22 protein-coding genes and 3 pseudogenes are annotated in these 22,769 nt (G+C 70.3%); 14 read left to right on the top strand and 11 right to left on the bottom strand.

The window, feature by feature from the left end:
* From ABT085_RS23970 to ABT085_RS23960, 3 genes are all read right to left on the bottom strand, one after another.
* Positions 1-392, bottom strand: a 392-nt coding sequence (locus ABT085_RS23970; protein WP_351611441.1) for an FAD-dependent oxidoreductase, incomplete at its 3' end; no start/stop codon positions are given.
* On the bottom strand, positions 389-1,159 hold the full coding sequence (locus tag ABT085_RS23965) for an aquaporin (protein ID WP_351611438.1): 771 nt from the start codon (positions 1,157-1,159) through the stop codon (positions 389-391). The genes ABT085_RS23965 and ABT085_RS23970, both read right to left, overlap by 4 nt.
* 37 nt (positions 1,160-1,196) lie before the next feature.
* A complete protein-coding gene (locus tag ABT085_RS23960; RefSeq protein ID WP_351611435.1) occupies positions 1,197-1,505 on the bottom strand; it encodes an ArsR/SmtB family transcription factor in 309 nt (102 codons plus the stop codon).
* Between the two features lie 118 nt (positions 1,506-1,623).
* On the opposite strand from ABT085_RS23960, the gene ABT085_RS23955 reads away from it, so the two are divergent.
* The gene (locus ABT085_RS23955) at positions 1,624-2,043 is read left to right on the top strand and encodes an arsenate reductase ArsC (protein WP_351611432.1); all 420 of its coding nucleotides are present in this window, start codon (positions 1,624-1,626) and stop codon (positions 2,041-2,043) included.
* Positions 2,040-2,336 (top strand): annotated as a pseudogene (locus ABT085_RS23950) (NAD(P)/FAD-dependent oxidoreductase); the annotation flags it as partial. The gene ABT085_RS23955 and the pseudogene ABT085_RS23950, both read left to right, overlap by 4 nt.
* A 686-nt stretch (positions 2,337-3,022) precedes the next feature.
* On the opposite strand, the gene ABT085_RS23945 reads toward ABT085_RS23950, so the two are convergent.
* On the bottom strand, positions 3,023-3,607 hold the full coding sequence (locus ABT085_RS23945) for a TIGR03086 family metal-binding protein (protein ID WP_351611447.1): 585 nt from the start codon (positions 3,605-3,607) through the stop codon (positions 3,023-3,025).
* Here ABT085_RS23945 and ABT085_RS23940 point away from each other — a divergent pair.
* Together ABT085_RS23940 and ABT085_RS23935 are read left to right on the top strand one after the other, a co-directional pair.
* Positions 3,576-4,475 (top strand): DUF6597 domain-containing transcriptional factor, encoded by a 900-nt coding sequence (locus ABT085_RS23940; protein WP_351611429.1) that lies wholly within the window; start codon positions 3,576-3,578, stop codon positions 4,473-4,475. The genes ABT085_RS23945 and ABT085_RS23940 overlap by 32 nt on opposite strands.
* Before the next feature lie 230 nt (positions 4,476-4,705).
* A pseudogene (locus tag ABT085_RS23935) lies at positions 4,706-4,915 on the top strand (IS256 family transposase); the annotation flags it as partial.
* Positions 4,916-5,212: 297 nt separating this feature from the next.
* Here ABT085_RS23935 and ABT085_RS23930 read toward each other — a convergent pair.
* On the bottom strand, positions 5,213-6,391 hold the full coding sequence (locus ABT085_RS23930; RefSeq protein ID WP_351611427.1) for an alpha/beta hydrolase: 1,179 nt from the start codon (positions 6,389-6,391) through the stop codon (positions 5,213-5,215).
* A gap of 400 nt (positions 6,392-6,791) precedes the next feature.
* Between ABT085_RS23930 and ABT085_RS23925 the strand changes: the two genes are divergently transcribed.
* A complete protein-coding gene (locus ABT085_RS23925) occupies positions 6,792-7,097 on the top strand; it encodes a barstar family protein (RefSeq protein ID WP_351611424.1) in 306 nt (101 codons plus the stop codon).
* A 215-nt stretch (positions 7,098-7,312) separates the two neighbouring features.
* On the opposite strand, the gene ABT085_RS23920 is transcribed toward ABT085_RS23925, so the two are convergent.
* Positions 7,313-7,438 (bottom strand): hypothetical protein, encoded by a 126-nt coding sequence (locus tag ABT085_RS23920; protein WP_351611421.1) that lies wholly within the window; start codon positions 7,436-7,438, stop codon positions 7,313-7,315.
* A 620-nt stretch (positions 7,439-8,058) separates the two neighbouring features.
* Between ABT085_RS23920 and ABT085_RS23915 the strand changes: the two genes are divergently transcribed.
* Positions 8,059-8,676: a DinB family protein gene (locus ABT085_RS23915; RefSeq protein ID WP_351611418.1), complete on the top strand. Its 618-nt coding sequence runs from the start codon at positions 8,059-8,061 to the stop codon at positions 8,674-8,676.
* 38 nt (positions 8,677-8,714) lie between these two features.
* On the opposite strand, the gene ABT085_RS23910 is transcribed toward ABT085_RS23915, so the two are convergent.
* Positions 8,715-9,203: a DUF5990 family protein gene (locus tag ABT085_RS23910; RefSeq protein ID WP_351611415.1), complete on the bottom strand. Its 489-nt coding sequence runs from the start codon at positions 9,201-9,203 to the stop codon at positions 8,715-8,717.
* 5 nt (positions 9,204-9,208) lie between these two features.
* A complete protein-coding gene (locus ABT085_RS23905) occupies positions 9,209-9,625 on the bottom strand; it encodes an alkylmercury lyase family protein (protein ID WP_351611412.1) in 417 nt (138 codons plus the stop codon).
* A gap of 116 nt (positions 9,626-9,741) precedes the next feature.
* Here ABT085_RS23905 and ABT085_RS23900 point away from each other — a divergent pair, with 116 nt between their 5' ends.
* The 4 genes and pseudogenes from ABT085_RS23900 to ABT085_RS23885 all read left to right on the top strand — a co-directional run.
* Positions 9,742-10,092: a helix-turn-helix domain-containing protein gene (locus ABT085_RS23900; protein WP_351611409.1), complete on the top strand. Its 351-nt coding sequence runs from the start codon at positions 9,742-9,744 to the stop codon at positions 10,090-10,092.
* The gene (locus ABT085_RS23895; protein WP_351611406.1) at positions 10,089-12,512 is read left to right on the top strand and encodes a site-specific integrase; all 2,424 of its coding nucleotides are present in this window, start codon (positions 10,089-10,091) and stop codon (positions 12,510-12,512) included. Before ABT085_RS23900 ends, ABT085_RS23895 begins: the two co-directional genes overlap by 4 nt.
* 5 nt (positions 12,513-12,517) lie before the next feature.
* Complete coding sequence (locus ABT085_RS23890; RefSeq protein WP_351611403.1) at positions 12,518-13,198, top strand: HAD-IA family hydrolase; 681 nt, start codon at positions 12,518-12,520, stop codon at positions 13,196-13,198.
* Between the two features lie 114 nt (positions 13,199-13,312).
* Positions 13,313-13,558, top strand: a pseudogene (locus ABT085_RS23885) (helix-turn-helix domain-containing protein); the annotation flags it as partial.
* Between the two features lie 14 nt (positions 13,559-13,572).
* On the opposite strand, the gene ABT085_RS23880 reads toward ABT085_RS23885, so the two are convergent.
* The 3 genes from ABT085_RS23880 to ABT085_RS23870 form a co-directional block, all read right to left on the bottom strand.
* Positions 13,573-14,034, bottom strand: coding sequence for a DUF4279 domain-containing protein (locus ABT085_RS23880; protein WP_351611397.1), 462 nt, complete (start codon positions 14,032-14,034; stop codon positions 13,573-13,575).
* An 84-nt stretch (positions 14,035-14,118) separates the two neighbouring features.
* Positions 14,119-14,460 carry a transposase family protein gene (locus ABT085_RS23875; RefSeq protein WP_351611393.1) on the bottom strand — a complete coding sequence of 114 codons (342 nt, stop codon included), beginning with the start codon at positions 14,458-14,460 and terminating at the stop codon, positions 14,119-14,121.
* 774 nt (positions 14,461-15,234) lie between these two features.
* Complete coding sequence (locus ABT085_RS23870; protein ID WP_351611390.1) at positions 15,235-15,435, bottom strand: hypothetical protein; 201 nt, start codon at positions 15,433-15,435, stop codon at positions 15,235-15,237.
* A 312-nt stretch (positions 15,436-15,747) separates the two neighbouring features.
* On the opposite strand from ABT085_RS23870, the gene ABT085_RS23865 reads away from it, so the two are divergent.
* From ABT085_RS23865 to ABT085_RS23850, 4 genes are all read left to right on the top strand, one after another.
* On the top strand, positions 15,748-16,791 hold the full coding sequence (locus ABT085_RS23865) for an AfsR/SARP family transcriptional regulator (protein ID WP_351611387.1): 1,044 nt from the start codon (positions 15,748-15,750) through the stop codon (positions 16,789-16,791).
* Between the two features lie 33 nt (positions 16,792-16,824).
* The gene (locus ABT085_RS23860) at positions 16,825-19,110 is read left to right on the top strand and encodes a TOMM precursor leader peptide-binding protein (protein ID WP_351611381.1); all 2,286 of its coding nucleotides are present in this window, start codon (positions 16,825-16,827) and stop codon (positions 19,108-19,110) included.
* Entirely contained in the window at positions 19,100-21,073 is a 1,974-nt protein-coding gene (locus tag ABT085_RS23855; protein ID WP_502982792.1) for a TOMM precursor leader peptide-binding protein, read from the top strand. The genes ABT085_RS23860 and ABT085_RS23855 overlap by 11 nt, the downstream gene beginning before the upstream one ends.
* A gap of 76 nt (positions 21,074-21,149) precedes the next feature.
* On the top strand, positions 21,150-22,739 hold the full coding sequence (locus tag ABT085_RS23850; RefSeq protein ID WP_351611378.1) for a nitroreductase family protein: 1,590 nt from the start codon (positions 21,150-21,152) through the stop codon (positions 22,737-22,739).
* The last annotated feature ends 30 nt before the right edge of the window (positions 22,740-22,769 follow it).

Below are 22,769 nucleotides of genomic sequence, written 5' to 3'. Positions count from 1 at the left end.
GTGCCGGTCGCGCTGATCACGGCGCGGGAGCGCCAGGTGCCGGAGTCGGTCTCCACTCGCAGGAATGCACCGTCGCGGTGGACGCCGAGGACGCGGACCGGGCGCTCGACGGGAAGCTCGTAGCGCTTCTCGTAGTCGGCGAGGTAGTCCACCACGTGCTGCGCGTCGGGGTACTCCTGCCCGGCCTGCGCCGGCATGAGCCGGCCGGGCAGGGAGGAGTAGGCGGGCGGGGAGAACAGGTGCAGGGAGTGCCAGGTGTGCTGCCAGGCTCCGCCCGGTGTGCTCTGGGCGTCGAGGACGACGAAGTCCAGGCCGAGGCGGCGCAGGTGGTATCCGGCGGCGAGCCCGGACTGGCCGCCGCCGATCACCACCGCCTGGACCGTGTGCGTCACCGGTCGGCATCCCGCCCGGAGGTGAAGACGAGGGTCACGAGTGCCAGGCCGATGACGCCGCCGATCAGCTGCATGCCGATGAACCCTGCCACCGAGCCGGGCGCGATGCCCGCGAACGTGTCGGTGAAGGCACGGCCGATGGTCACCGCCGGGTTGGCGAAGGACGTGGAGGAGGTGAACCAGTACGCTGCACCAATGTAGGAGGCGACGGCCATGGGGGCGTAGCGCAGCTGGTCGGTGCGGGCCAGGCCGAAGATCAGCAGGACCAGCCCGGCTGTTGCGACCACCTCGCCCAGCAGGAGGTGCCCGGCCGAGCGGTCGTGGGTCGACCATTGCACCATCGGCTTGGCGAACATCGCGTCCGCAAGGATTGCGCCCGCGATCGCGCCCGCGATCTGCGCGGGCACGTAGACAGCCGCCTCGCGGATCGTCACGCCAGCACGGCCGCGTCGGCCCGTCCACCACTCGGCCAGCGTGACGACCGGGTTGAAGTGGGCGCCGGAGACGGGGCCGAGCAGGAGGATCAGCACGCCGAGGCCGAAGACCGTGGCCATCGAGTTGGCCAGCAGCTGCAGGCCGACGTCCCTCGTCAGTTCGGTGGCCTGGATGCCGGAGCCCACCACCACCGCGACGAGGGCTGCGGTACCCAGGAGCTCGGCGGCAGCCCGGGCGGCCAGCGGCCTGCGCGGCAAGGTGGCGCCCGGAGCGGGCTGCGGCTCGGCTGCCGGCAGCGGTGAGACGGCGGCGGCCTCGTGCGTAGCGGTCAACAAAGACTCCTTATGGCAGTCGCCAGGAGGCGACAGGTCAGGGACAGGACCGCTTGTTCTCGGCGGCGCTGCGGGCGGACTCGGCCAGCTCGGCGAACTGACCGGCGAGCGAGGCGATGACGTCCGCGCGCAGCTTGTAGTAGGTGAACCGGCCGCACGGCTCCGTCTCGACGACCCCCGCCTCGCGCAGCACCTTCAGATGGTTGGACAGGTTGGTCTGCTTGGCGCCCGTCTCCTCGATCAGGTGCGTGGTGCACAGCGTCTCGCGGGCCAGCAGGGTCACGATCTGGAGCCTGAGCGGATCGGCCAGAACCCGCATCAGATCAGCGTCGACTGACATCAGCATGAACTGATACTGTCACATCACCCAGCGCTGATACCAGCCGGGGCTGACCTATGGCCCGTCGAAAGGGTCTACCTAACCCCCTGCACCGTGTGACACCCACCCCGTGAAGGAAGAACGCATGTCCTCCGCCCCGCTCGCCTCCGTGCTGTTCGTCTGCGTCCACAACGCCGGGCGCTCGCAGATGGCCGCCGGATTCCTCAGCGACCTCGCGGGCGACCGGATCGAGGTCCGCTCCGCCGGCTCCATCCCGGGCGACCAGGTCAACCCCGCCGCCGTCGAGGCCATGAAGGAAGTCGGCGTCGACATCTCCGACGCCAAGCCGAAGATCCTTACCACCGAGGCCGTCCGGGCGTCCGACTACGTCATCACGATGGGCTGCGGCGACGCCTGCCCGATCTTCCCCGGCAAGAAGTACCTCGACTGGGCCCTGGAAGACCCCGCGAGCAAGGGCGTCGAGTCCGTCCGCCCCATCCGCGACGAGATCAAGACCCTCATCGAGGCCCTGATCGCCGAGATCGACGCCAAGCAGGAGGCGTGACCTCAGCGACCGACGACGCCATACGCGAGGTCATCGTCATCGGCTCCGGCCCCGCCGGATACACCGCCGTCCTCTACACCGCCCGCGCCGAACTCAAGCCGCTCATCTTCGGCGGCGCGATCTTCGTCGGGGGCTCACTGACCACGACCACCGAGGTCGAGAACTTCCCCGGCTTCCCCCAGGGCATCGACGGCCCGGGCCTGATGGCGAACATGCGCGCCCAGGCCGAACGGTTCGGCGCCGAGATCGTCGAGGACGACATCGTCTGCGTCGACCTCTCCGGCGACGTCAAGGACATGCGGTGGCCTGCGCAGATCCGGGAAGATCGTCCGGGCTCGCGCAAGAGATGCCGCAGGCCTAGCCGCAAGGGCCGGGGCGGCTACCAGGTCAGGCGGCAGGTGCGCCAGCCGGGGCTGTCGCGGGTCAGGGCGCCGCGCTGCTCCAGGTCTTGAAGGTGATAGCCCACCGTCGACGGACTGCTCAGACCCGGCGCCACACCCGGCTCCCGCACCGACAGGACTTCCCCGCGGTCGACGATCGCCCGGAGGGTCGGACACCTCAACCAGCCGCTCCAGCAAGCCGGGATCTCCTAGGGTGCAGCTTCAGGATGCTCGCTGAGTCGGTCAAAGGCAGGCAGGAACGGCGATGATGCATCGGCCGGCACAGCCTTCCACACAGGTCACGGGGCGTCGAGAACTCCATGATCTTGGAAGCCCGTCCCTGTCACGTCCCCGCAACCTCGCCAAGCCGCCAGATCGTCACGGACCGGACGTCAAGTGGCAACGCCGAAGCCCCGGTCGGCGAGGCCGCCGCTCCGTCTTCGCCAGCGGCGGAACCGCACGGGGTCGGCTCTCACCGAGATGCAGCGCCTCGCTGTGCTCGACGAGGACGTCCCAGTCGCTGACGGCCGCTGCGCCCCGCGCACAGCAGAGAAAGCGGGTTGCGATCCGCAGGACCACAAGGGACTGCTGGCGCCCCTTCACATGCGGTCAGCCGGGCGCTTCCATGACGGGTTACGGCCCGCCAGTCCCAGAGCGCGGTCGAACAGCGGCGCGGTCGGCGGCACGCTGACCTCAGGGCCGAACACCCCGTACTGCCTGGCCATCTCGGCCTTGCCGGCGATGTCCTCGTACAGCGCTGCCGCGAGTTCGTCGTCCACGTTCAGCTTCTGCCCGGTGGCCACCGCCAGGTCCCAGCCGTGCAGCAGCCACTCGCCCAGTACGATCCCACCGATGAAGCGGGCCGGCATCCGCCCGCTCCCGGTCAGCGCCGTCTCGCCAACCCATGCCTCCGGAGCGCTCCAGACGGCCGCGGTCGCCGCCGACCGGGCGGCATACGCCTCGGCCCAATCCGGCTCCGCGGTGAAGTCATGCCCCTCCGCCACTTCATTCGGAGCCTGCGGCGGCTGCTTCAGTCCCGCGCCGTGCCCCCGCACGCCGGTGAAGAAGATCAGGTGATTCAGGAGTGCACCGACCTTCAGCTCCGGACACGGCGTGCGCCCGTCGAACGCGTCCGGCCCGACCCCTCGGACGATGTCCACCGCCGATTTGGAGGCTCGGGCCATCACAGATCTCGTCTCCACGTCATCCCTTCCCCGCTTGCCGTCAGACACGGTAGACAGGACGACGATGACGGGTATTGAACAAACGCGACAGCGGGCCATCCTCCATCCACGCACCGCGGCTGAGCGGTTCCGACTCGACCACGAGCCGGCTCCGGCGGATCTGACCCCGTTCGTGGACGGGTACTGGATCCTCCACTGGGACCTGACCGAACCACACCGGCAGCAAGTCCTTACTCACCCGGTGGTCCATCTCACCTTCACCACCGGCGGGCAGGCCCACATCACAGGCATCGTCAGCGACACGTTCACTAGAGAGATCTCTGGCACCGGCCGGGCCCTCGGCCTGCGATTCCGACCCGGCGGCTTCCGCCCCTTCCTCACTGCCCCGGTGTCCACCCTCACCGACCGAGTCCTGGACATCGAAGAGATCTTCGGCCCGGCAGCGCGGGCAGCAGCAGACGCCATCATCACCGAACCCTGCGTACCCACCGCGCTCCGCCTCGCCGCCACGCTCCTGCGCGACTTCCGGCCCACGCCCGACCCTGCCATCGACGAGGCGGCCAGGCTGGTCGAAACGATCAGCACCGACCCTGCTGTTCTACGGGTGTCCCAGCTGGCCGCGATCGCCGGCATGAGCGTGCGCCAGCTGCAGAGGCTGTTCGCCGAATACGTCGGCATCCGACCCAAGTGGGTGATCCGACGGGCCCGCATGCAGGAAGCCGCCGCACGTGCGGCCACCGACCCGCAGGACTGGTCCGCTCTCGCCGCCGAACTGGGCTACGCCGATCAAGCACACTTCACCCGCGACTTCACCGCCTCCATAGGCACCTCCCCGGCAAGGTACGCGTCCTCGGCGGGACGGCGATGATGCGTCGGCAGGCACGGTCTTCCACTCGGATCGCGGAGCGACGAAAGCTCCATGATCTTGGAAGCCGGTGCCTGTCACGTCCCCGCAACCTCGCCAAGCCGCCAGATCGTCACGAACCGGACGTCGAACGACTACGCCAAGTCCAGGGCTACGTCCCACCCGACGGAGCAAAAGATCCGGCCGGGTCTGTACGGTGAGCGGTGTAACTCCGCAGCTGGAAGCGACAGTTGATGACTAACGTGACGAGTGGCAGCGCAGCCGGGGAGGCCTCTGTGAATGGGACGGGCGCCGTGGATGACGGGCTGGTCGCCGAGCTGGCCGCCTGGGCCCAGGCCAGTGGGGTGAAGCTCGCCGGCGAGGGCGGCCTGCTGCAGCAGCTGACGAAGCGGGTGCTGGAGTCCGCGTTGGAGGGCGAGCTCACCGACCATCTGGACCACGAGCCCCCTGCGGTACGTCTCGAGCAGACCCGGCGCCGGCTGGTGTAGCCACGTAGCGAGGGGCTGGTCGACCGGATCGCCTTGCCGCAGGCCGGCGCACTCGGGTGCGGTGCCCGACCGGGTACGGGGTGCAGGTCGCTTCCGACCGGCCGGAGTTCACCAGTCTGCACGACCCACCGCCGACGTGGTGGTCGACGAGCTGCACGAGCGGGACATCCCAGACGTGACCTCAGCCGTCATCCGCCGCCTTCGACTGTTGCCCTCCTCGCCTGTCCCGTTTCACTGAAGGTTGAGCAGTCTCTAACGGGCTGAGTCGGGAGTGCGCTGCGGAGCTGCCAGGACCCAGGCGGCGAAGGCTTCAACGCCGTCCACGACGGCCTCGAAGCGCGGGGAGTGGAACAGGTCGAACGAGTGCTGCCCGCCGGGCAGTTCGGCGTAGACCACGGTACTGTCCGAGACACGGCGCAGCCGGTCGACGAAGTTCCGGGCGCCCTCGACGGTCGCCAGCGCGTCCTTGGTGCCGTGGGCGATGAGGAACGGTGGCGCACCGGGGTTGAGGTACGCATACGGTTGGTTCGGGGACGGCGTTGCGGCGGGCTCCTCGCCGAAGAAGTGGCCGTAGTAGCCGTAGAGGCAGATCGCCGCGGTGACCGTGGTGTCGGCCGACTCGAATCCGGGCTGGAACAGCGGGTCGTTCGGCGTGAGTGCGCACAGGGCCGCCAGGTTGGAGCCGGCGGAGCTGCCCGCCACGAACAGCCTGGACGGATCGGCACCGTACTCGGGGGCGTGCTCGCGGACCCAGGCGATGACCTTCTTGGCGTCGATCTGATGGCCGGGGAAAGTGGTCTGGGGCCGCAGCCGGTAGTTGGCGCTGACGCACACCCACCCCTGGCCGGCGAGCCGGTAGAGCAGGGGCCGTGCCTCGCGGTTCTTCGCTCCGCCGGTGTACCCGCCGCCGTGGAAGTAGATCAGGACCGGCGCGTGCTGCGGTGTGTCGCGGCGGCGGTAGATGTCGAGGAGATTTTGGCGGCCGGCGCCCCCATAGCGGATGTTGGCGATCCGCTGCACGTCACGCCGCCGCATCAGGCCCGGCAGCAGCAGGATGCGGGCCCAGGGCCGGTGGCGGCGCAGCGGTACATGCACACGATCCCGCCAGCCGGTCCCGAGGCCCTGTTCAAGAGCCCGCCCGACCACCTGATCCGTGCGCAGGCCCCGCCAGGCGGAGACAGCAAGGCCGACGGTGACGACGGCGGCCACCGCGGTTGCCGCCTTGGCGCCCGGTGACCCCAGATCGCCCTGGGCGGCAGCCAGTGCCGTGGAGACCACCAGGACATAGATACCCACGAACGGCACCTCGTTGAGGCCCAGGCCGAACCAGAAGCTCATGGTCGCCAGTGGCCGGGGCCGGCGTGGCGCGACAACGGCGAAGAAGGTGCACCAGGCGAAGAGCGCGGTCGTCGCCACGTATCCCATCGGCATGTCCATGAACGTATCACCATCAACTCGGGGAAAGATGCTGAGACTTCCCCGCCCGACCGCGCCGCCGCAGGTTGCTCGTTCGAGAGATCCAACGAACCCGGTTCGACATCAGCACACACGCGTTCTCGGCAAGGTCCGCACCGATCCGAAGTCGGCGACTGCTTTGGTGAGGGCCCAACTGGTCCTGACGAACCGCGAAGTCTCACGGTGGCCGACGATCTTCACCGAGCCATCCGCCCACGACCAGCACGAGCACCATGAACCCCGCGCACACCCGGCCCATGACCTGCAACTTCACGATGCACACCACCCTATGAGCTGGGCATGCAGTGGTGAGCGGCGGGTGTTGAAGCCGGCGCCGGCCGGGCCGGGCCGGGTGGGGGCTGGTTACTCTGCTGCGATGGCCAACAAGACGCAGTCACAGCTGGTGGTTGACCTGCGGGGGCTATCGATCGAGACGCTCGACGACTTCTGGGACGCCGTCACCCAGCCCTGCGGCCTGCCCGAGTGGTTCGGCCGCAATACGCAAGCCTGGCGGGACACCATCCAGACAAGAGGCATCTCCGAAGTCGTCGACAACCACGACGTCCTGGTCGTTCACGTCGACAAGCACGGACTCTTGGCAGCAAGCAGCCGTGAGGCACGGGCGCTGCGCAGCGCGTTCGCGGGACGGCAGTCGCGACTGGTCGTGCACGAGCCGTCCTGATCGCCCCAGCTCAGCGACAAACCCAGACCAAGACCGCCGCCAGATACAGGACTGCCGGGCAGGCCAGGGCCAGTTGTGCTCGTGTCCCCGCCCCGTGCCCTTTGCCCTGCTGCCCTCCGCCCGGTTCCCGGTGAGCAGAGGGCAGCAGGGGTTCCGCAAGAACGTACGGGTCCGGCTGCTGGTGCCGGTTGCGGGTCGGCAAGGCTGCCCAGGGGTTACAGGCTGCGGGCGGTGATGTCGCGGTAGGCGGTGGTCGCCCTGACCGTCAGGCCGGTGCCGGCGGTGATGCCGTTGTTCGTCAGGGTGTTGTGGATGCGGCCGTAAGCGGTGCCGGCGTCCAATGCCAGGGCAGTCTCCGTCCGTGCTGTGGCCCCGACGCGGAACGGTGCACCGGGGACCCGTCGACGGACACGGATACCTGTGGGGCTCCTCGGGACCTGTGTACGTCACCGAACCAACGAAGCGGTCCCCATGACCGTTGCGGTGACAGCAGATGATGACGGCAGCTGCACAGTCTGCTGAAGGTGCGGCTGCGCGCTCGGGCGCCGGAGGCTTCGGGACTGCCGCCCGCCTGGCCGCCCTCACCCTCTAGATCATCAAGTGCCTGGCCCGGCGGGTGCGCTGCGGCCTGGGCGTGAACAAGCCCGGCACCCTCAGTTGTTGTACAACCCTGGTCTTCGTCTTCGCGATCTCCCAGCTCTCCCACCACCTGCTGGAACACCTCACCCGGCGCGGCGCGTGGCGCAGACCGCCGTGCTGCTGGTCGCCGTGTTCGGCACCTGGGCCTATACCAGCTACGAAGACGTCGTTTCCTTTGGTGACTGCCTGATCCCTTTCAAGGCTCTCGGCGCGCTGCCGGTACCAGTAACGGTCCGTACCCTGCGCCAGGTCCCCCCAAGGCAGTGGCATGTGAACTCGTTCGAGGCCACATGCCGTCAGTCGAAGGGTTCAAAGTTGTCCGTTGTCCGCGGAGAACGACCTCTTCGATCCGGGTACGGGACGCGTCTGCAGGGGCATGATGAAGCAGTTGCTCACCGCGCGTGGCCAGGAGGCGCAAATGGACAGAGAGCTCGTCCACGCGGAGCTGCGGCAGGCCAGCGCCACATTCCACCAGCTTCTGGAGTCGGCCACGGCCGAGGACTTGCGCCGACGGAGCGAAGGAACTCGATGGACCAACGAGCAGCTGATGTACCACATGGTGTTCGGCTACATGGTCGTGCGGGCCTTGCTTCCGATGGTGCGTCTGTTCGGCCGTCTTCCACCGGGAGCAAGTCGCGCGTGGGCGTGGATGCTGAACGCTGCCACTCGCCCCTTCGACGTGATCAACTACCTCGGCGCCGTGGGTGGTGCACGGGTCTACGACCATCGGCGCATGGGAGCAAAGCTCGACCGGACGCTGGCAGCCCTTCATCACCGTCTGGACGCCGAGACGGACGCGCGGTTGGCCCGGACGATGGGGTTTCCCACGCGGTGGGATCCGTTCTTCAGGGACGTGATGACCCTCGAAGACGTATACCGCTACCCGACCCAGCACTTCGACTTCCACCTCGCTCAGCTCACTGTGCGCGCCCAGGGGTGATGTGCAGGCCGTGTCCCGACTCGCCGCGGATGCGCGCGTCAACTTTGCGCAGGCGGCCTTCTGTTAATCGGGCACGTCGGAGGTCCAGGTGATGGCTGGGACACGACCCGGGCGCACAGGGGGTTTCCGCGTGCGTCGGTCAGGCCGCAGCGTCCCACGAGGAGACCGGAGTGTGCGGCCGAGGTGAGGATCTCGGTCGGGACGACGTCGAGCAGGAGCTTGGCGCGGCGGAACATCGTGAAGGTGTGCGTCTCATCGACGGTGCCCCACGACGGGTAGATGAACCGGCCGCCCGGGCGGCCCTGTACGTAGGGGCCATTCACGTCGGTACCGGCCGGGGATGCGGTGGTGGTGCACTCCAGGGTCCAGCTCGCGGCGTCGGCGTTCCCGGGCTGGGGGCCGAGGAGCTCCGCGGGGCGGTCGCGGCGTTGCACGGCGACGTGGATGTTGCGGTACGGCTGGTCGCTGCCCTTGGCGGGTGCGCAGCTGAGGCCGGGCAGGTCGTCGGCGTCGATACAGATGCGCATGCCGGTCATCGTCCTCGCCCTTCGTCCGGTTGCGCGGTGGTGAGCAGCGAGCCGAAGACGGATCGTCCGAGGGCTTCGGCGTGGGCCGGGTCGACGGTCTTGCCGGTGTGGTCGGGGTGGGTTCGGGCCCAACTGCCGGCGGTATGTCGGTTGGTGCAGAAGTTCAGGGCGCCGCAGGCGACGTCGGCGGCGGGGCCGTCGCTGGAGCGCTGGCCGACGTAGACCATGGCGGTCGACGGCTGCCAGTTTCTCTGCCCGCCGGTGGAGGTGACGGTGATGGTGTCTCCGGTGACGGGGTCGGTGGAGGTGATCACGGCGTCGGTGCCGAGCATGCCGGGGATGCCGAGGGCGTCGATCGCGCACATCGCGGACACTTCGATGCCGCTGGCGAGGCGGACGCGATGGGCAGTCAGGTCGGCCACGAGTGCGACAACTCCCTGGCCATCTACACTCACGTCAGCGGCGACTTCATGAACACTTCCCTGCACAAAGCACTGGCCCCAGCCTTCGCATGGGCCTGACAGGAGGGACCCTGACGTTGACCGCCAACCTCGACTACCACCGGCACCTGCGCAAAGTCATGGCCGACCGCGGGATGTTCTCCACCACCGCCCTCCTCCCTCCGCTCGCCGAACGTGGCATCACGCTCTCCACGAGCCAGGTCTACCGGCTCGTCGTCGAGCGACCGGAGCGACTGAGCCTGAAGATCCTCATGGCCCTGCTCGACATCCTCGACTGCACCATGGACGACCTCATCGAGTCCACAGCGGCGGCCGGGGCCGTTAAGAAGCCGCAGAAGGCCGCAGCCGGTGGCTCGGCGCCCGATGCGGAGCGACTCGGCGGACTGCGGCCCAAGCGGGCCCGGATCAGGGGTGTTGACCCATCATGATCACCGCTGACCAGCTCGACCGCGCCGTCGCAGACCCGGTCGGCTTGATCACAGACCTCGTCGCCGACGCCGAGAAAGAACTCGACATGGAGACCATCCGAGCCGTCGTCACGGCAGTCGCGGGCGGCCGCGCGAAGTCACGGAGCCTGGCCAAGGCTCTGGCGATACGGCCCGCCGACCTGACCGACGGCCGGTCCCCGGCGCCCCGAGCCATCGGCGATCTGCTCATCGAACTCCGCAAGGCCGGCACCTCGGCGATCGCGCCGCCGACCTGCGCCAAGTGCGGAAAGAAGCTGCGAACCCTCCAACGCGAGGACCGGGACTGGTACTGCTCGGTCTGCGGGCAGGAGAGAGCCGAGTGCACCGCCTGCGGAAACGTCCGACGCATCGGCTTCCGGGACCGCCAGGGCCTGCCACGCTGCAAAATGTGTCCCGACGCCGACGACCGTGATCCCGTCACCGTCGTCCACGAACTGATCACCACGCTCAACCCGGACGCCGACCGCGACGTGAGAGCCCAAGCCCTCCGCCGAACGGCACCCCACCGCCCCACCTGCCGGCAGCGAATCGTCTGGGCCCTGGAGGAGAACCCCCGCCTGCTGACCGGGGACGGCTACCTCGCACCACATCGCGCCATCCTGAATTTCATCGACCTGCTGCACGAGGTCGGTGTCACTGGGATCGTCCGGCCTGCCTGCCCTCGCTGCCACCGGGTGGTCCGCGTCGACAAGCCGCTCGACGGGCAGCGGGTCTGCCGCAACTGCATCGCCAAGTCCCGCATCGAAGAATGCGTACGCTGCGGAGCCCAGCGCGAGCCTGCCACCTGTGACGCCCAGGGGCGACCGCTGTGTCCGAACTGCCTGATCAGGGACCCGGCGAACCGGGAGACCTGTACCGTCTGCGGCGAGTCACGCATGGTCAGCTGCCGCACTGCCGAGGGGCCGGTCTGCCCGAACTGCCGTCCCCTGCCCATACTGCTCTGCTCGATCTGCGGCCGCACAGCACCCTGCATGCTCGCGAAACTCACCGACCTGCCCTGTTGCGGCGGCTGCGACAGACGCCCGGCTCACTGCATCGTCTGCGGACGACTCCGCGGCATCCATTCCGGCCCCGCCGACGCCCCCGTCTGCGGCCCCTGCACCACACCGGACGCCGAACACTGGCGCCCATGCCCCACCTGCGGACAAGCCGAACGGCTGCACACGCCGGGTCCGTGCCCTCGCTGCACCCTCAAGCAGCGGCTCCACGAGCTTCTCGTCACCGGCACCGGCTCCATACCGCCGAAACTGCGGTCCCTCTACGAGGCCCTGGCCGACACCGAACGGGCCGGCACCGCGATGCGCTGGCTCTCCAATGGCATCATCTCCACCGTCCTGTCCGACCTCGGCTCCGGCCGCCGCCCCCTCACCCACGAATCCTTGGACGAACTCCCTGAAGGCAAGGTCGTCGAACACATCCGCAGCATCCTCGTCGCCACCGGCGCCCTGCCGAAACGCGACGAGCAGATGGTCCGTCTCGAACGGCACGTCAAGGACCTCGTCACCTCCCATACAACCGTCGAAGGACGGAAAATCCTTCACCAGTACGCAACCTGGCACCTCCTGCGTCGGCTTCGCCGACGCAGCCGCGGCAAGGAGACCCCGCACAACCAGCTCCAGGTCACGCGGCAACATCTGCGGGCAGCCGTCTACCTCCTGAACTGGCTTGCGGGCCGGAACCTGACCCTTGCCACCTGCCGTCAAGCCGACCTTGAACGTTGGATGACCAGCGACGACGTCCGCCACCGCCAGGAGGCAGGCCACTTCGTGCGCTGGGCACTCTCCCGGAAGATCGCCCGCGATCTCACCTTCCCGGCCGAACGATGGACCGGCCCGTCTCAGCCCATGGACGACGAAGCCCGCTGGCACACCGCCCGCCGCCTGCTGCACGACGACCCCCTCAAGCCCGAAGACCGCCTCGCCGGCCTGCTGTTGCTCCTCTACGCCCAGTGGCCCGCAGCGATCTCCCGGCTCACCGCCAACCACATAGAGGAGACGGACGGAGCCGTCCGCATCCGCCTCGGCGCCGTCCCCGTCGAACTTCCCGTACCTGTCGTCGAACTGGCTCTCCATCAGGTCGAGGCTCGTCGCAGCCATGCCGTCCTCGGCCGGACTGACTCACCCTGGCTCTTCCCCGGCGGCCAGCCCGGCCGCCCGATCAGCGCCTGGGCCATGCGAGAGCGGCTCCGCAAACTCGGCATCCGGCTCACAGAGGCCCGCTCAACTGCGTTGTTCCAGCTCGCCACCGAGCTGCCCGCCGCAGTCATCGCCCGCACCCTCGGCATCGACATCACTGTCGCCGTCAAATGGCAGCGAACCGCCGCCGGAGACTGGGGCGCCTATGCCGCCGAAATCAGCCGTCGAACCACTATCAAGGACTGAAGGACATGTCGCGACTTCCCTACGACGCCGTGCTCTGTGACATCGACGGAGTACTCCGGCACTGGCCCGCTGCCGACATCCTGGAACAGGAGCACGGGCTTCCCGTCGGCGCCCTCGCCGCTACGGCGTTCGCGCCCGCCCGCCTGCATCCGGCCATCACCGGGGAGATCACCGACGAGCAGTGGCGATCCTCAGTCACGGCCGCCCTCGCCGACCGTTACGGATCACTAGATCATGCACGAGCCGCTGTCGCCGCCTGGTCCGAGCTCCTTCCAGTGGTCGACCAGGACGTCGTTGCTCTGCTCGGGCAGGTACGCAAAGTCGCCTCTGTCGCCCTGGTCTCCAACGCGACCACCCGGCTCGAATGGGACCTGGATCGACAAGGGCTCGCCGACCTGGCCGACACCGTCGTGAACACCGCCCGGATCGGCGTCGCGAAGCCCGATCCGCAGGTCTACCGGATCGCCGCCAAGCGCCTCGGAGCCCAGGCCGACCGCTGCCTGTTCATCGACGACACCGCCGCCAACGTCATCGCGGCCCGCGAAGCCGGAATGACCGCTCTCCACTACCGTCAGCTCGACGACCTTCGCCTGGCGCTTTCACCACTACTCAACGCGCCGGACGCCGGCGCAACCGCCGGGACCCGGAGCCGGCCGGCGCTCGCCGGACCGCAACAACCGATGTGACCCGCCCGTCCCCTCGCCGCTCGCCATCACTCGCCCTGCCGCTACTGAACCTGATTGAGTGATGTCGGTGCCCTTCGCCTGACATCTGGATGCTGGCACCGGTAGCCCTGGGGTGTGAGGTACGCGCGGGGCGGAGGGCTGACCGACGCCGAGAGAACTACGCGTGAGCGGTTACGGCTCCAGGCCGTGGACCGTCTCGAGGGCGGGCAGAAGACCGCGGAGATTGCCGCTGCCCTGCGGATCAGCGTGCGGTCGGTCGAGCGGTGGCGCCGGGCCTGGCGCGAGGGCCACGAGGTCGGAGTCCTGTCGAAGGCGGCTGCCTCACCGGAACCGGGCTCACGCTCGCCTGAGCGCCCGAGATGGCCCGCCGATCTTCATGCGGACGCGTCGGTCGTGGTTGGTTCGGGCGGATAGAGGTCGAGCACGATGTCCAACCCGAGCGCACCGACCTCGGAGAGCAGAGGAGCGGGCAGGACACAGCCTCCCTGTCCATTCTCGCTGCCGAAGCCCAGACGCAGCTCCAGATCGCAGTCGGCCGACAGGCTCGCCAACTCCTCGCGATGCCCGTCAACGAGTGCGACCAGCACCCGCACATGGTCCGTGAGGTCGGAGTCATCAGGAAGTCCGCTTCGCCTGAGCCAGACACTGGTCTCCCGTCGAGCACTGGTCGGGTTGCGGGGACTCATCAGGCTGTCCCGCTCGAACTGCTGGTCGGCCGGGATCCCCAGGCGACCCGAGATCTCGCCGACAGTGACCGTGCGGCTCGTGATCCGGATCGACCCAGCCGACCACTTCGTGACCGGCGCGGCCGGCTGCATACTCAGGTCCTCTGGCACGTCCTCACGATCGCAGGACAGCCGACGGGACGCGAACCCATTTCCGCAGGTCTCAGACGCCGGTGGAAGCCGACGCAACCGACATCACGAGTTCAGGTTCAGTAGCCCGGTGCCGGAACGGCGGTAGCGCGCGGAGAGGCCCGGTACTTGCTCGACGAAGGTCGTGCGGGAACAGCTTCTGCGGTCGCAGAAGTAGCGGCGTACCCGTAGCCGGATGGTGACCCGGTGCGAGCCCAACGGTCTGTCCTCCAGCGTGCGTTGATACGTGCTGTGCACGCGTCTTGCCTGCTTGCGGCAGTTCGGGCACCGGCCGGGGCGCACTGTCGATACCGCCTCCACCACCAGGACGTCCGAGCAGTCGTTCACTCCCTTCACCTGCACATCGATCCCAGGAAACAGCACGTCCTCAAACGTCTTGCTCGCCACGACAGCAAGTACGCTGCCGAAACGATCCCGCTCTCCTGCCGCTGACCTGGGGATTCACGGAACTGCGGACAGAGTCCTGAAAAGGGCCAGTGGTTCTCGGAGCATCCGCCTCACGGGACCGAGCAACGCTCAGGTCGGCCTCGGAGAACTGCTCATTTCGAGGAGGGCTGCAACACCTCTACGTCCACGGTCGGCGCCCGTGTCCCGTTTCCGGAATTTGAACAATGCTCACGTCTTGTCGGCGCTGGAAAGCCTCGACAGAAGTGCCGTGCGAGACGCTGGAATCAGCGCGCCATCCAACATTCGTGACGGAAATGACGCGGGCACGATTGCACAGCGCGCGGACCCCCACGACGACTTCGGAACCACTTCTCACTCGGATGCGCATCGCGGACATTCAACGGACATGCGACGCCTTCACGAAATGCATCACACGGGACAGACCGCCACACAACTCTGCGCAGGAACGTACTCATCACGGCATACGGAGAACCAAGGGGGACAAGTTGCCCCTTTCCGGCGCGACTTAGGTGACGCGGCTCCACATAGCTCCCCGCATCGGCAGGGAGGCCTGTCCCGGCGTCCCCGGGCCTGCACGTGATCCGGTGTCGCGGACCGCGCCCCGCGCGCGGATGACCGGCCCGCCCCATCCGCCGGACCTCGATGACTGACACGACAGCCGCCTACCTGCGAGGACGCAGTCAACCGTACACCTGGACCTGCGCAGATCCCCGCCACCCAGGCCCGCAGCCGGCGCGCCGGTCGCCTCGCAGGTCAGTGGCTGTCGGGGTAACGCCCCCGGCCGTTGGGCAGTTCACCGGAGGTGGATTCCTCCAGGAGCTGGGTGTATTTGCGCGAGAGTGCGTCGTAGCGCTCGTCCGTGGCGCGTGCACCCCGTTTGCGCCGGGTCATGACATAAAGAGCGACAGGCCCGGTGATCATCGAGAGGACCGGTATCAGGCCCCACCACGGCATGGGTGTTCCTCCGCTGAGTCTGGTTTCGGGGGAGCACGGCGGCCACCCAGGCCCACAGTATGCCCCAGATCCGGTCGACCAACCTCGTTGCCACCCACACCCATTCTCTTTCTCATAAGTCATCAGACGTTTCGCTTCTACCTCTGGACGCACGGCGTGATCGCTTCTAAGTTCCCGTCCCGGCAACACTTTTGTTCGTGACCTGCGACCCAGGTACGGACAACTGCGTCCCTTTGCGACCCAGTTTGTGCATCAATCACCCCAATGATGTGAGAGGCTGTGGAAGAAACAGGCGTTCTGCCAACCGACGGTGTGCTTTCCGGGCAGCTCACCGCCGAACCGGTTCCCGGGCGACCACGGTTCCTGGTGCTCGGTCTGCTCGCCATCACGGACGGCCGCGAGACGGTCGTACTGACGCCCTCCCGGCCCGCCTCACTCCTCGCAACCCTCCTGCTCCACCCCGGCTCCGTCGTCTCCACCGGCTTCCTCCAGCGCGTCGTCTGGGGCAACAGTCCACCCGCCGGCGGCAAGTCCGCCCTGCACACCTGTGTGCTGCGGCTGCGACGGCTGTTCGCCAGATACGGCGTGGCCGGCCACGCCATCGAGGCCGTTCCCGGCGGATACCGGCTGCACGCCGACGTCGACACCCTCGATCTGCTGCACTTCCGAGGCCTGCTCGCCCGCTCGTACGCCGAGGACGACCCCGAGACCGCTCTCCGGCTGGCCCGGGCCGCTCTCGGACTGTGGAAGGAGCCGCTCCTCGGCAACGTCCACTCCGACGAGTTACACCGCGACCAGGTACCGCGCCTCGCGGAGGAGCGACTGCTCGCCGTGGAGCGGGTCTTCGACGGTGAACTGCGCCTGGGTCGGCACCGCGAGCTGATCGCCGAGGCCCGTGAGGCCGTCGAGATCCACCCCGGGCACGAGGGACTGTCCGCCCTGCTCATCGAGGCGATGTACCGCTCCGGCCGGCGCGGTGAAGCCCTCGCCGAGTACCGCAGGATCCACACCCATCTGGCCGGGGAACTGGGGGTGGAACCCGGACCGGCGCTACGCCGCCTGCAGCTCGCCGTGCTGCGCGGCGACCCGTCCGGCGGACCCCCCGCGCTGCCCCCGGCGGGCACCCCGCCCGCGGCCGACGGCAGGCCGCCCGCCGACCCCGGCGGGTCCGTCGCCACCGCCTCGGGAGCCCGCGTCCTGCGCTCGCTGGTCGACGCCGGACTGCTCCAGGAGGGCCCGGCCGACCGCTACCGAGTCCACGACCTGCTGCGCCTCTTCGTCAAGGCGGCCGGTACCACCCTGGCGGCCTCCGCCCCGCACGACCCGACAGACCTGCATCCGTCGGCCGTCGGCTGACCGCCCCGCTGCCTCCCGGAGGTTTCGAAACCCATGGCCCACACCCCCTCGTCCTACGAGGAGATCGCGCAGTCGCGGCCTCGCATCCGCAGGGACGTGCTCTTCACCCGGACCCCGTCCGGCGTGCTGTTCCACAACGCCCACGGCGGGTTCAACGTCGTCACGCAGTCCGCCTACCGCTTCGCCGCACTGATGGTCCCTCACCTCAACGGTGAGCAGCGGGTCGAGGAACTGTGCGCCGGGCTGGGGGACAAGCAGCGCGACATGGTGGTCCAACTCGTGCGCGCCCTCTACGCGCGTGGCTTCGCCCGGGACGCCGCACCCCGCCCCGCGGCCGACGGGCTCGCGCCGCAGGTCGCCACGCGTTTCGCCCACCAGCTCGACTACCTCGACCACTACGCGGACGACGCAGCCGAAAGGTTTCTACGCTTCCGCTGCACCCCGGTCGCCGTCCTCGGCGACGACGCGCTGGCCCGCTGGGCCGCGCTCGGTCTGCTGCGCAACGGCTGCGCCGCGGTGGCCGTCACCGACCGGGGCGCTCCCGGCGTCCTCAGCCGCGAACTCCACGGCGTGGAGGGCGTGGCCGAGTTGGAGGCCGAGGTCGCGGCCCTCGCCGGGGCGGGCTGCGCTCCCGCTCTGACCCGTCTGCCCGAGGCCGGCGACGGCACCTACGGCTGGGACGACCTCGACGGCTGGGACACCGTCCTGGTCACCGGCGCCGCCGGACACCGGCAGATGCTCCGGCTGCTCGGCGAGGGCGTGCCTGCGGACCGGCGGCTGCTGGGCGCCTGGACGTTCGGTGACCGGGCCGTCGTCGGACCCGTGATGACCGCGGGCACCCCCGGCTGCTGGTGCTGCGCCGCCCTGCGGATCGGGGCGGGCGCCGACGCCGCCGACAGCGCCGACCTGTGGGCCTCCATCGGCCCCGGCGCGCCGCTCGGCACTCCCCCGCGCGTCCTTGCTGGACCGCTCGCCGGGATGCTCGGCAACCTGCTCGCCTTCGAGGTCTTCCGGCTCGTCACAGAGGCGCTGCCGGCCGAGACCCGTAACCAGGTGATCGTGCAGGACCTCGACTCCCTCGACGTGCTGTCCGAGCCGCTGCTGCCGCACCCCCGCTGCCCGTTCTGCGCGGTCGGCGACACCGGCGCGCCCGAGGCCGCCCGTCCCGCGGGCGAAGTGCTGCGCGCGCCGCACACGGACGACGCGCCCGGCGCGCTGCCGGTCGGCGGGGCTGCCGACGAGGACGCCGCCCGCGCCGCCCTGTCCGCGCTGGAGGAGCGGGACGTCCTGGTCCGGGCGAGGGCCGGTGTCTTCACCGCGTACACGGACGACGAGTGGGAGCAGACCCCGCTCAAGGTGAGCACGGTCCGCCTGGGCACCGCACCCGGCCGGGTGCGCCGGATATCCGCAACCGACGTCCACCACGTCGCGGGCGCCCGCCTCACCGCGCTGTTCCGGGCCGCCGAGGTCTACGCCGAACACGTCGTGCCGCCCCGGGTACTGGAGGCGGCCGCCCTGGAGGCCGCCCTCGGCAAGTGGGACCGCGTGACGCCCGCCGCGCTCACCCTCTCCAGCGGCCTCGACGTGCCCGCCGAGCGTGTCGCCCACTGGAGCGAGGCCACCTCGCTGCTGGACGGGCGCACGGTCCTGGTGCCCGCCGGCGCGGTGCGCACCCTGGGCGGCTGGAACGACTCGGGCCTCTTCGAGCGGACCTCGGCCGGCACCGGCGCCGCCGGCAGCCCGCGGGCCGCGCTCGCCCGCGCCCTGGGCACCGCCCTCGCCCATGACGCGCTGCGCGGCGCCGTCCGCCGCACCGCGCCGGTGCGCACGGTGGACCCGGCGTCCCTCGCGGACGACCCGGAACTTCTCTTCCTGCTGCGCTCGGCGGAGAACCTGGACGTCACCGCGGAGGTCCTCGACCTGACCGCCGCGGGCACAGATCTGCTGCCCGTAGCCCTGGCCCGCTTCACCGACCCGGATACCGGTGAGGTGCGCTGGGCCGTCGCCGGGGGCCTGCGGCAACGAGACGCCGTGCTGGAGGCGCTGCGCGACCTGCTCGGCGCCGAGCAGCTGCGACGCGCCGCGGGGCCGGCCGACACCGGCGACCCGCTGTGGGCCGACCTGGACGCCGCCGCACTGGTCGCCGAGGGCACCGCACCGGCCGCTGCGGACGGCACCACGTGGGCCGCCGTCCTGGACGCACTGGCCGCGGCCGGCCGAGACGCCCTGGCCGTCCCGGTGAGCGCCCCCGACCTGGCCGCCGGCCAGGTCCACGCCGTGCGCGTCCTGCTGACCGGCGAGGAGCACGGTGCCCACTGAGACCATGGCGCCGCGTGCCCGGACCGGGCGCGCGGGCGCCGACCCGGCCGGGCCGTGGGAGGAGGTGTGCGCCGACCTCTCCACGGTGATCGACGCCGCCCTCGCGGACCGCGCGCAGCGGCACCCCGGCACACCGCGGGCCGTCGTGACCCCGCTCGGCGTCCGGGACGAACTGGCCTCGGATCCACAGGACTTCGTCCCTGGCACCGTGCCCGTCGGCCTGTACGGGCACCATGCGGTGGTGGGTCCGCGCGCCGCCGCCGGCGGTCAGGGCTGTCCGCGGTGCCTGGCGCGCCGCTGGCAGACGGTGCGCGCCGGGTTCCTGCGGGAGGCACTGGAACTCGGCGGGGAACCTGTCGCCACCGGGACCCCGCCGTGGCGGGTCGCCTTCGTGGCGGACGCCCTCGCCGCCCTCGTCACGGCGGCGGCCGGCCTGCCCGCGACCGGCCGTCACCCATGGGTGTGGCTGCTGGACCTGGAGACCTTGCGCGTCTCCCGGTTCCCGCTGGTGCCCGACGGCGAGTGCCCCGCCTGCGGGACACCGGAGGACGACACCGCCGACCGGGCCCGGATCGTCCTGGAGGCCGTACCGAAACACGCCCCGGACAGTTTCCGGCAACGCCCGCCGGGCGCCTACGGCCTGACGCTCACGGCGTTCGTCAATCCGGTCACCGGGGTCCTCGGCCCGTCCGTGGCCCCCGACCTGACCTCCGCCTCCACCTCCTCGGCCATCGGCGCGTTCACGACCCGCTCCGGCAGCTACCTACGCGAGTGCTACTGGGGCGGCCATACCGACGCGTACGGCACGAGCGTCGGCGTCGGGCTGCTGGAGGGCCTGGAGCGGTTCGCCGGGATGCGGGCCCGGTCCAAACGGACCACGGTCACCGCCTCGCTCGACGAACTCGGCGCGCTCGGTGCCGGGGCGGTCGATCCGCGCACGACCGGTCTGTATTCCGACGCTTTCCATTCCGCCGACCCGGATGTGCCGCGCTTCGCGCCGGACCGGCCGGTGGAGTGGGTGTGGGGCTGGTCGCTGCGCGACGCCCGGCCCGTCCTCGTCCCCGAGGTGGTGGCGTACTACCACGCGCCCGGCGGCATCGGACGGCGCTTCGTGCAGGAGAGCTCCAACGGCTGCGCCTCCGGTGGCAGTCTGACGGAGGCCGTCTACCACGGGCTGATGGAGAGCGTCGAACGCGACGCCTTCCTGCTGGCCTGGTTCGGCCGGGCCCGGCTGCCGGAGATCGACCCGGCGAGCAGCGCGCGGCCCGAGACCCGCGCCATGGTCGACCGGCTGGCGATGTACGGCTACCGTGCCCGGTTCTTCGACACCCGGATCACGTTCCCGGTGCCGGTGGTGACGGCGGTCGCCGAACGTGTCGACGGCGGAGCGGGGCTGCTCTGCTTCGGCGCGGGCGCCTCGCTCGACCCGGAGGCAGCGCTCGCCTCGGGGCTGTGCGAGATCGCCACCGACTCCGTGAACCTGCGCCGCCGCACCGCCCGCGAGGAACGCAGGCTGCGCCGGATGGAGTCCGACTTCCACCAGGTGCGGGTCCTGCACGACCACCCACTGCTGTACGGGCTGCCCGAGATGGGCCCGTACACCGATTTCCTGCTGCGCGGCCGGAACGACGCGGAGCGGGTGCCGCTCGCCTCGCTCGCCTCCGGGCCGGGGGCGCCGCGCGCCTCGGACGACCTGCGCGACGACGTGCAGGCGTGCGTCGCCGCCGTGGCGGCGCACGGGTTCGACGTGGTGGTGGTCGACCAGACCGCGCCGGAGCAGCGGGCCCTCGGCCTGAGCACGGTCAAGGTCCTGGTGCCCGGCCTGCTGCCGATCGACTTCGGCTGGAGCCGCCAGCGCGGCCCGCTGATGCCCCGGGTCCGCACCGCGCTGCGCGAGGCGGGGCTACGAGCGGACGACCTGGCCGACGGCGACCTCAACCCGGCGCCGCATCCGTTCCCCTGACGATCCACATCCCCACGCCGGCGCCCGCCTCCGGGGCGCCGGCATCCACCAAGACGAGCGGAAGTAGGGAGTGACCATGGGATACGCCCATGAGTACGCGACCGCGGTGATGCGGCGGGGCAGGATCCCCATGGAGCCGGCCGACTTCGTCCCCGACTGGTCCGACCGCCCCCGCAAGGGCAAGTTCTTCCCGGGCGCGCCGTCCTTCCCGCTGCCCGACGGCGGCTGCGCGGACGATGCCACCCTCGACCGGGGCCTGTTCGGGCAGCCCGGCACCGGCGCCTTCACCCTGCCGCTGCTCGGCGCGATGCTGCGCGACTCCTACGGGCTGACCGGCCGCCGCCTCGCCGTCCAGGCCAACACCGACCTGGGGTCCCTGCCGTTCCACTCGCACGCCAACTGGTCGCGCGGCACCGCCTCGGGCGGCGGCCTCTACCCCGTCGGCGTCCACTGGATCAGCGGTGCGAGCGGACCGCTCGCACCGGGCGTCTACTACTACGACACCCCCGGCCACCGGGTCACCCGGCTGCTGTCCGGCGATGTCACCAGCGAGGTCCGGGCCGCGCTGGGCGATCTGCCGGAGGCCGCCGGCACCGACCAGTTCCTGGTGCTCGGGGTGACGTTCTGGCAGAACTCGTTCAAGTACAACAGCTTCTGCTACCACGCCGTCACCATGGACGTCGGGGCCCTCCTGCAGACCTGGCGGATGTGGGCCCGCGCACACGGCCTGCACCTGGGCAGCGCCCTGTGGTTCGACGAACCCCGGCTGGGCCGGCTGCTCGGCCTGGACCCCGAGGACGACGGGGTGTTCGCCGTCGTCCCGCTGCGCTGGGCGGGACAGGCCCCTGTGCGGGACGCGCCCCGCTCGCCCGAGGTGCAGGTGCGCCGGGTGCCCGACGAGAAGTCCCGCCGGGTGCTGGCCTTCCCTACCCTGCGCCGTGTCCACGAAGCCACCCTGGAGGGCGCCGCCGAGCGGCCCGCGCCCGGCGTTCTGGACGCCGCGCTGGCGACGGCCGCGGGGGACGGCGAGCGTTGCCCCCTGCCGGCGCCCGCGCCGCTGGACACCTCCGTGCGCCGGGCGCTGCGCGAACGCCGCAGCAGCTTCGGCCGGTTCAGCGCCGCCGCACCGCTGGAGGCCGACCGGCTGTCGGTGGCGCTGCGCGCCGCGGTCGCCGCGGGCACCCTCGACAGCGACACCGAGACGCCCGGCGCGGCCCCGCTGACCCGGCTGTGCGTCTTCGTCAACCACGTGCGCGACGTGCCCGCGGGTCTCTACGAGTACGACCGGGACAGCGGGGACCTGGTGCTGATGAAGGCCGGCGACCACGCCGGTTTCCTCCAGGACAACTACTTCCTCGCCAACTACAACCTGGAGCAGGCCGCCGCCGTCCTGGTGCCGGTGGCCCGTACCCACGCGGTGCTGGACGCCGTCGGTGACCGCGGCTACCGCCTGGTCAACGCAGCGGTCGGCGCGACCGCCCAGGCCGTCTACACCGCCGTCTGCGCGGCAGGCACCGCCTGCGGTGTGGCCCTCGGCTTCGACAGCGTCTCCTACGAGGAGGAACTCGGTCTCGCCGACCGCGGCGAGATCCCACTGCTGATCATGATGATCGGCCACGAACGGCCGCGCCCCGCCGACTACCGCTACGACATCGTCGCCCCGTGACCCGCGTGCCGCCGCCCGCACCGGGCCGCC

The sequence above is a fragment of the Streptomyces sp. NPDC002265 genome, from assembly GCF_040296125.1.
Classification (GTDB): Bacteria; Actinomycetota; Actinomycetes; order Streptomycetales; family Streptomycetaceae; genus Streptomyces.
Note: the sequence above shows the minus strand (reverse complement) of the source record. Positions and strands in the feature narration are given on the sequence as shown.

Bases quoted from the DNA above. Each gene is read 5' to 3' on its own strand.
- ABT085_RS23960 (WP_351611435.1), bottom strand. From the start codon at position 1,505: ATGCTGATGTCAGTCGACGCTGATCTGATGCGGGTTCTGGCCGATCCG.
- ABT085_RS23850 (WP_351611378.1), top strand. From the start codon at position 21,150: ATGGGATACGCCCATGAGTACGCGACCGCGGTGATGCGGCGGGGCAGG.
- ABT085_RS23910 (WP_351611415.1), bottom strand. From the start codon at position 9,203: ATGCGCATCTGTATCGACGCCGACGACCTGCCCGGCCTCAGCTGCGCA.
- ABT085_RS23925 (WP_351611424.1), top strand. From the start codon at position 6,792: ATGGCCAACAAGACGCAGTCACAGCTGGTGGTTGACCTGCGGGGGCTA.
- ABT085_RS23945 (WP_351611447.1), bottom strand. From the start codon at position 3,607: ATGGCCCGAGCCTCCAAATCGGCGGTGGACATCGTCCGAGGGGTCGGG.
- ABT085_RS23860 (WP_351611381.1), top strand. From the start codon at position 16,825: ATGGCCCACACCCCCTCGTCCTACGAGGAGATCGCGCAGTCGCGGCCT.
- ABT085_RS23940 (WP_351611429.1), top strand. From the start codon at position 3,576: ATGTCCACCGCCGATTTGGAGGCTCGGGCCATCACAGATCTCGTCTCC.
- ABT085_RS23895 (WP_351611406.1), top strand. From the start codon at position 10,089: ATGATCACCGCTGACCAGCTCGACCGCGCCGTCGCAGACCCGGTCGGC.
- ABT085_RS23890 (WP_351611403.1), top strand. From the start codon at position 12,518: ATGTCGCGACTTCCCTACGACGCCGTGCTCTGTGACATCGACGGAGTA.
- ABT085_RS23930 (WP_351611427.1), bottom strand. From the start codon at position 6,391: ATGCCGATGGGATACGTGGCGACGACCGCGCTCTTCGCCTGGTGCACC.
- ABT085_RS23870 (WP_351611390.1), bottom strand. From the start codon at position 15,435: ATGCCGTGGTGGGGCCTGATACCGGTCCTCTCGATGATCACCGGGCCT.
- ABT085_RS23955 (WP_351611432.1), top strand. From the start codon at position 1,624: ATGTCCTCCGCCCCGCTCGCCTCCGTGCTGTTCGTCTGCGTCCACAAC.